Source organism: Aeromonas aquatica (assembly GCF_000764655.1).
Classification (GTDB): Bacteria; Pseudomonadota; Gammaproteobacteria; order Enterobacterales; family Aeromonadaceae; genus Aeromonas; species Aeromonas aquatica.
Genome location: NZ_JRGL01000005.1, coordinates 57,918 through 69,774 on the forward strand (window position 1 = coordinate 57,918; position 11,857 = coordinate 69,774).

Below are 11,857 nucleotides of genomic sequence, written 5' to 3' on the forward strand. Positions count from 1 at the left end.
GCTTCTCTTTCTAGTTTTGCTCAGCCAAAGCGACGGCTTCACCGATGTCGACCGACACTATGCGCGAAACCCCGGGCTCTTGCATCGTGACGCCAATCAGCTGTTCGGCCATCTCCATGGAGACCTTGTTATGACTGATATAAACGAACTGTACTGTGCTCGACATCTCTTTGACAAGAGAACAGAAGCGACCCACGTTCACTTCGTCGAGCGGTGCATCCACTTCATCCAGCAAACAGAAGGGCGCTGGATTGAGTCTGAAGATGGCAAAAACCAGCGCAAGGGCGGTTAACGCCTTCTCCCCCCCGGAAAGCAGGGCAATGGTAGCATTCTTCTTGCCCGGAGGTCTTGCCATGATGCTCACTCCGGCCTCCAAAAGATCATCCGAGGTCAGCTCAAGCCAGGCACTGCCCCCCCCGAATACTTTTGGGAACAGGGATTTTAAATCTTCGTTGACCTTATCGAAAGTGTCGCGGAAGCGTATTTGTGTTTCTTTATCAATTCTTTTAATGGCTTGGCTCAGAGTTTCCAGCGCTTGCTCCAGATCCTGACACTGGTTTTCGAGATAGGTTGAGCGGGTTTTCGCCTCCTCATACTCTTCCAGCGCCGCCAGGTTGATGGCGCCAAGTGCCTCCACTTGCGTCTCCAGGGTCTGGATCTCCTGGCGCAACTTGCCCCGATCGGCGGCGATCAGCACCGCCTGATCGAGATCGATCAAGCGCACGCCCAGCTCCTCGAACTGTTCGTGCAAGCCCTGACGCCGGGTCAGGTTGCGCTCCCGCTCCAGCCGCAGCGTTGCCAGCGTCTCCTGGATCTGCACGAGCTGCTTGTGATCCCTGCTGCGGGTCTGCTCCAGCTCGCTCAGCTGCGTCTCCAACTCGGCGAGCCGCTGATGGCAGGCCAGCTGCTGCGCCTCCAGGCTGCGCTGCTCGCTCAGTAGGGGGGAGATGTCCTGCACCGCCTGCGCATCCGGCCCCTTCAGCTCGGCAAGCTCCAGCCCGAGCCGAGCCAGCTCCTGCTCACGCAGGGCGATGAGCTGGGACAGATTCTGCTGTTCCAGCTGCCAGCGCTGGCAGCTGGCCTGCTGCTGCTCGCGCCGCAGCCGCGCCTCCTCCAGCGCCCGCTCGGCACTGCCGACCCGCTCCTGGGCCAGCAACAACGCCTCGGCAAGCGGCTCCCCCTGCTCCTGCAACTCGGCAAGGTGCGCCTCATCGAGCTCAAGCTGCGTCCTGGCTTTCGCCAGTCTCTGGGCTTCGTCGGCCTGCTCCCTGTCAAGGCGCAGCAACTCTTCGCCGAGCTGGCCGAGGCGCTGCAACCGCGCCTGTCGCTGGCCCTCCTGCAGGCTCCAGGCTTCGCGCAGTTGCTGCCAGCGCTGCTCCTGCTCGCGCAGGGTGCGCTGGCTCAGTTTATGGGCCTCCTGCTGCCGGGCACGCTCGGCATCGGCCTCCCTCAGCTGTTCATTCAACTGGACCAGCGCCTGCTGGCCCGCCGCCAGCTCGGTGTGTAATCGCTCACGTTCACCGAGCAGCGCCAGGGTGCCGAGGCCCCCACCCTGACCGAGATCGGCCCAGTTCGGACCAAACCAGTCCCCCGCAGGGGTCAGCAGTGACTCACCGGCCGAGAGGCCTGACTGGCGGGCCAGCGCCTCTTCCCTGCCTGCCACCAGCCAGATGGCATTGAGGAAGGCGGGAATGTGCTCGCCCGCCAGCCGGGCCGCCAGGGTGCCGGGCACAGCAGGCTGGGCCGGCCCAATCCAGAGCCCGCTCTGCTCCAGGTTGCACTCGTCGCTTGGCTGGGCGGTGAGCCAGCGACCGAGCACCTTGTCCAGTGCCTGGGCCCACTCGGGCGCCACCTGCAGGCGATCCGCCAGGTTGGCCCCCTGCATCTGTTCCCCCAGGATCTGATCGAGGGTGGTGAGGCGGGCCTCCAGCTCCCGCAGCAAGCCAATCTGTCGGCTCTGCTGACTCTTGCACTCTTCGTGACGGGCCACCGCCCCCTGCCACTGCGCCTCCAGCTCGGCCTGTCGGACACGGCTGAGCTCCAGCTCGGCGGCCAGGGCGTCTAGCCTGGGTTGCAACTCTTCCGCCCCATCGAGTGGACCGCTTTGTTCATCCTCCAGCTTGAGCCTGGCCAGCCGGGTCTTCGCCTGCAGCTCCTGCAGGCCGTTCACCTCTGCCCGGGTCTGGTTGAGCCGCCCCTGCAACTGGCCAAGCTGCTGCTGCCACTGTTGCTGGCGCTGGCGGGCCAGCTCCAGCTGCTCGCTCGCCGCCAGACGCAGTGCCTGCTGGTCGGTGAGCAACTGCTCACACTGCTCGAGCCGCGCAGCCTCCAGCTCGCCCTTGAGGCTGCCTTCGGTCAGCTGCTCGTGTTGGCTCGCCAGCTGCGCCCTGATGCCCTCGATCCGCTCGCCGAGCAGCGCACGCCTGGCCTGCCAGTCGCGGCCGAGTTCGCTCTGATGGAGCTGTTGCTGTTCGAGACGGGCGATGGCCTGACCACCGAGGAAGATCTGCTGCTGGCGGCTGGCCTGTTCGGCCTGGGCCTCCTGACGTGCCACCGACAGGCTGACGTGGCGCCCCTCGTCCTGGGTGCGTTTGGCATCCAGCGCCGCCAGCGCCTGCTCGGCCTGGGTCAGCTCGGCCTTGGCCTCGCCGAGCCGGGTCTCCAGCGCCCACAGTTCGGAGCCGATGAGCTCGGCGCGGGCGGCGCGCGAACGGCCCTTGAGCTGCTTGTAGCGTTCGGCGGTCTCGGCCTGCGCCCGCAAGTGCTCGAGGCGCGAGCCCAGCTCCCCACGAATGTCGCCGAGCCGCTCCAGGTTCTCCTGGGTGTGACGGATGCGCTGCTCCGTCTCCCGACGCCGCTCCTTGTAACGGGAAACCCCGGCGGCTTCTTCCATGAACAACTTGAGGTCGGCCGGGCGAGACTCTACCAGCCGGCTGACGGTGCCCTGCTCTATGATGGCGTAGCTGCGCGGCCCCAGGCCGGTGCCGAGGAAGAGATCGGTGACGTCCTTGCGGCGACACTTCTGGCCGTTGATCTGATAGTGATTGGAGCCGTCGCGCAGCACCTCCCGGCGCACCGAGATCTCGCTGAACCGGCCAAATTCACCGGGCACCCGGTTGTGGGGGTTGTCGAACACCAGCTCCACCGAGGCGCGACCATGGGCGCTGCGATTGAGAGAGCCGTTGAAGATCACGTCCGTCATGTTCTCGCCGCGCAGATGGCGGGCCGAGCTCTCCCCCAACACCCAGCGCACCGCATCGATGACGTTGGACTTGCCGCAGCCGTTGGGCCCGACCACGGCGGTCATGTCGGCACTCAGCTCGATGCGGGTCGGCTCGACAAACGACTTGAAACCGGCGAGTTTGATCAATTTCAGACGCATGAGGGCCTATCTGGGTAACAAAATAAAGGGAGAGGCGGGTTGCCGGCTTGACCCAATCCAACTCAGCGTCGGCTGGTCATCGGCTGGCACTTGTCCATCAACGTCCGACATCCGAAGGCACCGGACAGGAAGAGGAATGGACAGGCGACTTTACCAAATCAAAGGCTTGTTTGTAATATGCAGGCAGTTTCCCGTTAACAGATGGAGCTCCGATGAGCCAATCCCCCCACATTGCCAAAGATTCGGTCAGCGGCGCAGACTACTTCCTGCGCGGCTTCACGCTCATCCGTCAACCCGGCATCCGCACCTTCGTGCTGATCCCCCTGCTGGTCAACGTGGTGCTGTTTGCCGGCGCCTTCTATGCGCTCCTGCTGCAACTCGATGGCCTGTTTGCCTGGTTGCACCAGCAGATCCCGTCCTGGCTCAGCTGGCTCGACTATCTGCTGTGGCCCATCGCCCTGGTCACCATACTGGTGGTGTTCTCCTTCATCTTCAGTTCGGTGACGAACTGGATCGCGGCCCCCTTCAACGGCCTGCTGGCGGAGAAGGTGGAGCAGGTGCTCACCGGTGAGACGGTGAGCGATACCGGCATGCTGGACGTGGTCAAGGACGTGCCGCGCACCTTCGGCCGTGAGTGGACCAAGCTGAAATACTACCTGCCCAAGGCCATCGGCTGCCTGATCCTGTTCCTCATCCCGGTGGTCGGCCAGACGCTCGCCCCCGTGCTCTGGTTCCTGTTCAGCGCCTGGATGATGGCGATCCAGTATGTGGATTACCCGTTCGACAACCACAAGATCGACTTCATCACCATGCGAGACGCCCTCAAGCAGCGCCGCGGCAAGTGCCTGAGCTTCGGCGCCCTGGTCACCCTCTTCTCCGCCATTCCGGTGGTGAACCTGTTCGTGATGCCGGTCGCCATCTGTGGCGCTACCGCCATGTGGGTGGATCAATACCGGGCCGAGCAGCTGCGCCGCTAGGCCGGCTCTGAGATAACAAAAAACGGGGGCGAAAGCCCCCTTTTCATTACTTAATCTAATGCCAATGTGAGAGTGCTTGTCCAGCCAGTACAGGCTTGTTAGGATGCGGGCCTTTCTCGCACCCTGGGATATCTCATGTTACATGCACTCTTCTTGCTCGGCCTGGTGGCCGAAGGGATGACAGGCGCGCTGGCGGCGGGTCGGCGAAGGATGGATCTGTTTGGCGTGGTGATCATCGCCTCGGCGACCGCCATAGGTGGCGGCACCATCCGGGATGTGCTGCTGGGACACTATCCCCTACTCTGGGTGGAGCACCCCGAATACGTACTATTGGTGGCTGGCGCCGCCATGGTGGGCGTCATTTCGGCACCGCTGATGCGTTATCTCGGCAAGCTGTTCATGGCCCTCGATGCCCTGGGGCTGGTGGTGTTTTCCATCTTCGGCGCGGCCCGGGCGCTGGAGATGGGTCACGGGGCCGGTATCGCCTGCATCATGGCGGTGGTGACCGGGGTCTTCGGCGGCGTGCTGCGGGATCTGCTGTGCCAGCGCATCCCCCTGGTGTTTCGGCGCGAGCTCTATGCCGCCGTCTCCCTGGTGACCGCCGCCCTCTACTGCCTCGCGCTGGATCAGGGGCTGCCCAATGATTGGGCCGCCTTCGGGGCCATCGGCGTCGGCTTCGTGCTGCGGCTGCTGGCGGTGCGCTTCAAGTGGGGGCTGCCCACCTTCAACTACCAATATGCCACTCACTGAGTGCGCCAGCTTCTGACCATACTGACCTTATTATCACCAACAAAAAAGCGCCCGAAGGCGCTTTTTTGTTGGTGATGACAACACAAGACTAGCTCAGTTGATCCCTTCCGAACTGAAGAAGGTCGCCTTGTCGGCGATGAAACGGATCTTGATGTTCTTGTTATCCTTACCCCAGATGCAGCTGGTAGTCCCCAGCTTGTCCTCACAGCTCTCAGCCTTGCCGAGGATGCTGGCCGCCTCCGCATAGCTGATCCCCATCTTCAGCTTGTCATAGTTCTCCCGGTTCAGCTTGCTGCACCCGGTCAACAGCAGCGCGATCAACCCGCCGATCAGAATATGCTTCATCTATCTCTCCTCTAGGTTAGTGCCCAGAGCCTAGCAGCTCGGCTCCCCCCTTTGCCAGCGACGACCTGTCAGGGATCGGGGTTGCCGTATCGAAAAACAAGGCACAATAGACCCGTATTGCCAGCGACCTGTACTAGGTCGGTATCACCGTATTTGGACAAGTGACGGGCTGCGGACCCTTACCGCAACTTACCAGCTGCGAACCGGGCCGGTATCGAGGTGCACGAAGTTATCCGACGGGTAGTAACCGACACCGCCCACCTTGAGGTTCAGGGCCGCCTTGCGCAGGTGTGCCAACTGCACGCCGGGGATGCGCACATCCACCGCCTGTCCCAGGGTGTGATAGCTGTGCTTGGCGACGCCGCGACTGCGTTGACGCTTCTGGCGATTGGTTGCCGGAGAGCGGTAACCCGAGATGAGCTGGATCTCGCCCTGGCGACCCAGCTTGTGTTGCAACAGAAACAGCTGATCGAACAGCTTCTTGTCGATGTTAAACACCTCGTTGCGACGATAGTCGCGGAAGATATGATTGAGCTCGGCCAGACCGTCGCTCAGGTAACGTCCATTCTCCCAATAGTTGGCCTGGACCCGCTCGCCGGTATTGAGGTTGAAGAAGCTGAGTTCACGCCCCGAGGTACTGCGGCTCGCCATGGCCGGGGACGGCAACAGGCTGGCCCCCATCAGGCAACCGGCTCCCAGCAGCAGACGGCGTCGGCTTATCTCTTGTTCCAGCATCCGTTGTCCGTCCATCGCATAGTTAAGTAAAACTGATGAGTAAATTTGATACAGACACCTGAAACTACCCGTCGATAAAAGCCCTGTCAAACCGCAATCGCCCATAGAAAAGCCCGGCATGGGCCGGGCTTTTCACTCTGTGGCGAGGATCACAACAAGCGGCTCTGGAAGCTAACTCGATCGAAGCCATAAATGTCATTGCGCAGTTGCTGGCGCCCCTCTTCATCGATCCAGCTGCTCCAGTAGACGGTGAACACCGGGATAGGGCTGGTCAGCGGCAGCCACTTGGTCTGGGTCTCCTTCAGGATGTTGGCGACCTTGTCCGGCTGGTAGCGGGAATCCGCCAACAACAGCTCCGCCAGATCGTCCGCATGCTCGACCCGGATACAGCCCGAGCTGAAGGCGCGTGCCCCCTGCTCGAACAGCGCCTTGCGCGGCGTCGAGTGCAGGTAGATGGCGTCGTTGTTGGGCAGGTAGAACTTGTAACGACCCAGCGCATTATGATCGCCGGGCTTTTGCCGCAACCGGTAAGGGAAGCCCGATGCCAACGCCTGGTGCCAGCCGTCTTCACTGAACTGCACCGGATTGCCCTCACCGTCGATCACCTCGAACTGCTCCCGATCGAGGTAAGCCGGATCCCGCCCCAGCTTGGGCAGAATGTCCTTGCTCAGGATGGAACGCGGCACGTGCCAAGCCGGATTGAGCACGATGGAGCGGATCTCGCTGGCGAGGATGGGGGTAGCCCGCTGCTCCTTGCCGACGATGACCCGACTGGTGAAGACCTCGTTGCCGGACTCCACCACGCTCAGGCGGTAATCCGGGATGTTGACCAGCACATAGCGACCGGCCAGCTGATCTACCAGATCCCGGCGCCACAGATTGCGCAGCAGCAGGCTGGCGCGCACTTGCGGTCCGGTGTTGAGCCAGGAGCGGGTCTGACGGCCAATGATGCCATCGGCGGTCAGACCGTGGCGGCGCTGGAACTGCTTGATGGCGGCTTCGGTGTCCGCATCATAGATGACCTCCTCATCACTGCTCGGGGCACCGTCCCCCAACGCATTGAGGATGGCGCGGATCTGACCGAGCTCGGTCGAACTCTCGCCAGAGCGCAGGGTCGGTATGTCCAGATTGGGCCAGTGCTTGGCCATGGGCATGGCCAGCAGCTTGCGCACTTCCCCGCGCACCGCCTCATACTCGGCGACCTGTGGCCTGAGCTGTTTGACCTGATCCAGCAGATTGTCGCCAACCGCCTCGTGGGCCAGGGATTTGGTCAAGTCCAGCTTGAGGGTCTGCATCTGCTCACGGGCGACCAGATCCATGGCGCGCCAAGCCTGCTGAAAACGGGCCAGCTTGCCAAAGGCTTCATCGTAAAGCGCACCGCGCTTGTCAGTCGGGGTTTTTTGCAACTGTTGCCAGAGCCGGTAGAAATCCGGGTGCAACTGGGCGAGCACCGCCTCCTGCAACTGGCTCTCCAGCTCGTGGCGCGCCTGCTCCGCGGTGCTGCTCTGATACCAATCGTGCTGGACACTGGGGCTGGCCACCACGATTTGCCCTTCGCTAGCATGCGCCATGCCAGCCGGCCAGCAACCCAGCCAGATAAGATTCGCCAATGCCAACCAATACTTCTTACCCATGCTTACCTCAAAACGGTTCACTTCGGCCTGTCAGGCGCAACGGTCAGAAACCCATGATGCGTGAATGGCGTTGACTTTGCTAGCGTGCGGGCGCGTCACGGCGCCAGATAGGCGCCTGCTCGACTCCCTTGCCAGGGGCGCCGGCCATGGGCTGTCGGGAAAAAACCTGCCGGCTACCGCGCTCCCGACTCTCCTGACGACGGGATTCATCATTTTATAAGCTACTTTTGGTAAATGACGACAGATCCTGCCACAGCGATGTGCAATATCAGTCATTTGCCTGATAAGATCAGAGCCTCGCCACTCGCCGCTGCCGGTGTCCAGGCATGCGGATGCTTGTCGCCACACGAGGATCCGCAAGGTGCCAAAGGCATTTGGTGAGCAGGGATATTGGGGTTAATATCTGAGCAAATATATTTTTGTGATCTACTATGCTTTTTTTGCAATTGGATTAGCATATGCGCGAAATCTGCCTACCCATCCGTCAGGCGTCGAGTGAGTAATATGACCTACAAAAAGTTTGGTTTTCTGGCTGCCATCCTGGCACTGAGCGGTTTTTACCTCTACACCCTCTATCTGGCCGCTCACCCCAACGTGAGCCTGGCTTACAAGCTCTATTACCTGGAAGGCAAGACCCGCTTCTGGGAGCACAACTCCAGCATGACCTACCAACCGGGCAACGAACTCAACCTGACCAAACCGAGCCGCTTCCTCTCCAGCGAAGGCTGGGCCAAGAAGCCGAGCGCCGAGGGCACCGAACTCAGCGGCCAGGGTGGCCTCTATTTCGTGCTGCCCAAGCAGCAGGCGCAACCGGAACAGCTCACCATCCAGGCCAGGATCAACAGCCCGCAGGCAGGTACCCTGCTCAAGGTGGCCCTGGGTCATGACTTCACCACCACGGTCAAACTGGCCAAGGCGGGCATCAACGAGATCCGTCTCAGCCTGCCGGGCGAGTCCCTGACCGCCGATCCCAAGCGCCCCAACTTCCTGGCCTTGTCCGCCCCGACACCGCTCAACGTCCAGTCGGTGCGTCTGACCGTCGCCCAGTGAAGCTAAAAACGATAAGAATCTGTTTTATTAAATAATTCTTTAATAAGGAAGTTCCCATGTCCCGTGCCGATTTTCGACTCTCTCTGGTCGTCCCCGTTTATAACGAGGAAGAGAGCATTGACGCCTTCATCAGCGCGATAGATGACGAACTGGCCCCGCTCAAAGACCAGCTTGAAATCGTGTTCGTCAACGACGGCAGTCGCGACCGCACCCGCGAAGTGGTCGAGCAGGCCATCGCCCGCGATCCCCGCGTCACCCTGGTCAACCTGGCCCGCAACTTCGGCAAGGAAGCGGCCATGACCGCCGGCTTGCATCATGCCAGAGGCGATGCCATCGTCCCGATGGACGTGGATCTGCAAGATCCCCCCGCCCTCATCCTGGAATTCGTCAAGCTGTGGCAGACCGGTGACTACGACACCGTCTTCGGCATCCGGGTGGATCGCAGTGCCGACACCCCGATGAAGCGCCTGACCGCCGGTGGCTTCTACCGCTTCTTCAACGCCCTCTCCACCAGCACCAAGCTGCCGGAGAACGCCGGTGACTTCCGTCTGATCGATCGCAAGGTGGTCGAGGCGATCAAGCAGTTGCCTGAACGCAACCGCTTCATGAAAGGGCTGTTCGCCTGGGCGGGCTTCCGCGCCGTCGGCGTGCCCTACGAGCGCCCCGCTCGCCACGCAGGTGAGACCAAGTTCAACTACTGGAAGCTGTGGAACTTCGCCCTCGACGGCCTGCTCAGCTTCTCCAGCTGGCCGCTGCGGGTATGGAGTTACGTCGGGGTCGGCGTCTCCCTCATCGCCTTCCTCTATATCCTCAAGATCATCACCCAGGTGGTGTTCTTCGGCATAGACGTCCCAGGTTACGCCTCCCTGATGTCGGTGATGCTGTTCCTCGGCGGCATCCAGCTGCTCTCCCTTGGCATCATCGGCGAATACATAGGCCGCATGTTCGTCGAGGTGAAGCAGCGCCCCGTTTACCTCATCGAAGGGGTCTATGGCCAGTATGCCAAGCCGGCGGCCGACAAAGCTCCAGAGGCTGACAGCGCACAAGATGCAGACAAGCAGGAGCCGACGCCTCAATGATCTCCCGTGAGGAATTCTGGCGTCTGGTTCGCTTTGGTTTCGTCGGCGGGGGAGCTACCCTCGTCGATCTTGGCACCTCGTTCGCGCTGTTTCGCAGTTGGCCCACTATCTCGGAACACCTGGTCACCACCCTGGCATTCGCGGTGGCGTTCTGGTTCTCCTTCTTTGGTCATCGTTACATCACCTTCCAGAAGCAGGGAGCGGCCGGCAAGTTCCTGCTGGTGGCCCTCTTCTCCCTGGCGGTGCGTAACCTGCTATTGAGCGGCCTGCTGTTTGCGGGCCTCTCCGGCTTGCTGCCCGTGGTGATCGCCACCCTGACGGTGACCGTGCTCACCTATATCCTCTCTCGCGTCTGGGTATTTGCCTGATGAATGACATGACAATTCCGACTCCCGCCACCGCGGGCCCCTATCGTCCTTCCTTACGGATCAGCGGCCGCGATTGGCTGATGATCATCGCCGCCTTCGTGCTAAGCCGAGCCGCCCTCTACGGCATGGGCTACTTCGGCGTCCAGCTTTACGGCGTCCCCGGTATCGGCCCGCTGCAGGCGTACTGCCAGTTCGACTGCGTCTGGTTCCAGCGCATCATCGAGAACGGCTATGACCTCTATCCGCGCTGGCTCAGCAAGGGCAACGCGGCAAATTGGGCCTTTATGCCGCTGTACCCGATGATCTCGGGGGCACTCTCCAGCCTGCTCAACATAGAGAGCCTGATCGGCCTGATGCTGGTGGCCAACATCGCCTTCTTCCTCAGCCTGCCGCTGATGCTGCTGGTGCTGCGCCAACTCAAGCTGGGGGATGAGACCGCCCGCTTCGGGGTCTGGCTGCTGGCTTTCTCCCCCTTCTCCGCCTACTTCGTGTCCGGTTACACCGAGCCCATGTTCATGGCGCTGATGCTGGGTATGTTCCTGTTTGCTTATCGGGAACAGTGGCTGATGGTGGCCCTGTTCGGCGTCTTCATTTCGGGTACTCGCAACCTGGGGGTGATGATGGTCTTCCCGGTGCTGATCCTGGCGCTGCAGGCCTATGGCTGGCGCGAGTTCTTCCGCTTCACCGAGCGGGCCTTCAAGGTAGTGTTCACCCTCTGGGTCATCCCGTTCGGCCTGTTCGCCTACATGGTCTATCTCTATCACCTCACCGGGGATGCGCTCGCCTTCAAGCACATCCAGGTCGCCTGGGGCCGCTACATGGACAGCCCGCTGGACTGGTGGCTGAGCGGCTTCGAGCTCGGCGGCCGCAAGGCCTACCTCTCCATCATGGTGATCTTCGGCTGGTGCCTGAACGGCTATCTGTTCAGCCAGAAGCGCTGGGCCGAAGCGACCCTGATGTTCATCTGCTGCACCATACCGCTGATGACAGGGCTCAATGCGATGCCGCGCTACATGTTCGGCCTCTACCCGACCCTCTTGGCCATCGTACTGCTGGCCCATCGCTGGCCTGCCATCCGCCCGGCCATCCTGTGTGTCAGCGGCATGGTTGCTTCCTTCATCGCGGTGGCCTTCGTCAACTTCAAGTTCTTCACCGTCTGACGAAGACCCCAATCCGACAATGCCGGTCCCATGACCGGCATTTTTTATGGGCCTCGCTCAGAGACCAGCACCGCAGGCGTCACACTTTGCGCCGCTTGAAAACGTAACCATTTGAACTGACCTCACAAATCGGAATTTTGCCGATCCATGTCCCCTCGCAATGCCCCCTAGAATGAGTGCCTTAACGGAACCCTGCTCACCCTCAGCTCAAGGAATGGCTTATGCGCCCCTCTGTTCGCCTCGATCGCAGCCTCTCGCCCCTGTGGCTCGCCGTGCTGACCACGCCACTGTTTGTCGGCCAGGCACTGGCCGCACCGGCGGTCCACCTCTATGTGGATGGCAAGCCGGTGGCCGAGGCGCTGATGCTGGACAAGGGC

10 protein-coding genes are annotated in these 11,857 nt (G+C 61.5%); 6 read left to right on the plus strand and 4 right to left on the minus strand.

Going from position 1 to position 11,857, the window contains the following annotated elements; genetic code table 11:
- Nucleotides 1–10: 10 nt before the first annotated feature.
- The gene (locus LG30_RS0100280) at nt 11–3,382 is read right to left on the minus strand and encodes an AAA family ATPase (RefSeq protein WP_033128710.1); all 3,372 of its coding nucleotides are present in this window, start codon (nt 3,380–3,382) and stop codon (nt 11–13) included.
- A 212-nt stretch (nt 3,383–3,594) separates the two neighbouring features.
- On the opposite strand from LG30_RS0100280, the gene cysZ reads away from it, so the two are divergent.
- Together cysZ and LG30_RS0100290 are read left to right on the plus strand one after the other, a co-directional pair.
- Nucleotides 3,595–4,359 (plus strand): sulfate transporter CysZ, encoded by a 765-nt coding sequence (gene cysZ / locus LG30_RS0100285; protein WP_033128711.1) that lies wholly within the window; start codon nt 3,595–3,597, stop codon nt 4,357–4,359.
- A gap of 135 nt (nt 4,360–4,494) precedes the next feature.
- Nucleotides 4,495–5,109, plus strand: coding sequence for a trimeric intracellular cation channel family protein (locus LG30_RS0100290; RefSeq protein ID WP_033128712.1), 615 nt, complete (start codon nt 4,495–4,497; stop codon nt 5,107–5,109).
- Between the two features lie 93 nt (nt 5,110–5,202).
- Here LG30_RS0100290 and LG30_RS0100295 read toward each other — a convergent pair whose 3' ends face one another.
- The 3 genes from LG30_RS0100295 to LG30_RS0100305 form a co-directional block, all read right to left on the minus strand.
- A complete protein-coding gene (locus LG30_RS0100295) occupies nt 5,203–5,454 on the minus strand; it encodes a hypothetical protein (protein ID WP_033128713.1) in 252 nt (83 codons plus the stop codon).
- Between the two features lie 189 nt (nt 5,455–5,643).
- Nucleotides 5,644–6,189 carry a peptidoglycan L,D-endopeptidase MepK gene (mepK, locus tag LG30_RS0100300; protein ID WP_033128714.1) on the minus strand — a complete coding sequence of 182 codons (546 nt, stop codon included), beginning with the start codon at nt 6,187–6,189 and terminating at the stop codon, nt 5,644–5,646.
- 149 nt (nt 6,190–6,338) lie between these two features.
- Nucleotides 6,339–7,823: a L,D-transpeptidase family protein gene (locus tag LG30_RS0100305; protein WP_033128715.1), complete on the minus strand. Its 1,485-nt coding sequence runs from the start codon at nt 7,821–7,823 to the stop codon at nt 6,339–6,341.
- 504 nt (nt 7,824–8,327) lie between these two features.
- On the opposite strand from LG30_RS0100305, the gene LG30_RS0100310 reads away from it, so the two are divergent.
- Genes LG30_RS0100310 through LG30_RS0100325 form a run of 4 tightly spaced genes read left to right on the plus strand, consistent with a single transcriptional unit; the run spans nt 8,328 to nt 11,480 of the window.
- The gene (locus tag LG30_RS0100310; protein ID WP_033128716.1) at nt 8,328–8,873 is read left to right on the plus strand and encodes a hypothetical protein; all 546 of its coding nucleotides are present in this window, start codon (nt 8,328–8,330) and stop codon (nt 8,871–8,873) included.
- Between the two features lie 56 nt (nt 8,874–8,929).
- Nucleotides 8,930–9,952 carry a glycosyltransferase family 2 protein gene (locus LG30_RS0100315; protein WP_033128717.1) on the plus strand — a complete coding sequence of 341 codons (1,023 nt, stop codon included), beginning with the start codon at nt 8,930–8,932 and terminating at the stop codon, nt 9,950–9,952.
- The gene (locus LG30_RS0100320) at nt 9,949–10,320 is read left to right on the plus strand and encodes a GtrA family protein (RefSeq protein ID WP_033128718.1); all 372 of its coding nucleotides are present in this window, start codon (nt 9,949–9,951) and stop codon (nt 10,318–10,320) included. Before LG30_RS0100315 ends, LG30_RS0100320 begins: the two co-directional genes overlap by 4 nt.
- Nucleotides 10,320–11,480, plus strand: a complete 1,161-nt coding sequence (locus LG30_RS0100325; RefSeq protein WP_033128719.1) for a membrane protein — start codon at nt 10,320–10,322, stop codon at nt 11,478–11,480. Before LG30_RS0100320 ends, LG30_RS0100325 begins: the two co-directional genes overlap by 1 nt.
- Nucleotides 11,481–11,857 lie beyond the last annotated feature (377 nt).

Excerpts from the sequence above, each read along its gene's own strand:
- LG30_RS0100280 (WP_033128710.1), bottom strand. The coding sequence starts at position 3,382 with ATGCGTCTGAAATTGATCAAACTCGCCGGTTTCAAGTCGTTTGTCGAG.
- cysZ (WP_033128711.1), top strand. The coding sequence starts at position 3,595 with ATGAGCCAATCCCCCCACATTGCCAAAGATTCGGTCAGCGGCGCAGAC.
- LG30_RS0100290 (WP_033128712.1), top strand. The coding sequence starts at position 4,495 with ATGTTACATGCACTCTTCTTGCTCGGCCTGGTGGCCGAAGGGATGACA.
- LG30_RS0100295 (WP_033128713.1), bottom strand. The coding sequence starts at position 5,454 with ATGAAGCATATTCTGATCGGCGGGTTGATCGCGCTGCTGTTGACCGGG.
- mepK (WP_033128714.1), bottom strand. The coding sequence starts at position 6,189 with ATGCTGGAACAAGAGATAAGCCGACGCCGTCTGCTGCTGGGAGCCGGT.
- LG30_RS0100305 (WP_033128715.1), bottom strand. The coding sequence starts at position 7,823 with ATGGGTAAGAAGTATTGGTTGGCATTGGCGAATCTTATCTGGCTGGGT.
- LG30_RS0100310 (WP_033128716.1), top strand. The coding sequence starts at position 8,328 with ATGACCTACAAAAAGTTTGGTTTTCTGGCTGCCATCCTGGCACTGAGC.
- LG30_RS0100315 (WP_033128717.1), top strand. The coding sequence starts at position 8,930 with ATGTCCCGTGCCGATTTTCGACTCTCTCTGGTCGTCCCCGTTTATAAC.
- LG30_RS0100320 (WP_033128718.1), top strand. The coding sequence starts at position 9,949 with ATGATCTCCCGTGAGGAATTCTGGCGTCTGGTTCGCTTTGGTTTCGTC.
- LG30_RS0100325 (WP_033128719.1), top strand. The coding sequence starts at position 10,320 with ATGAATGACATGACAATTCCGACTCCCGCCACCGCGGGCCCCTATCGT.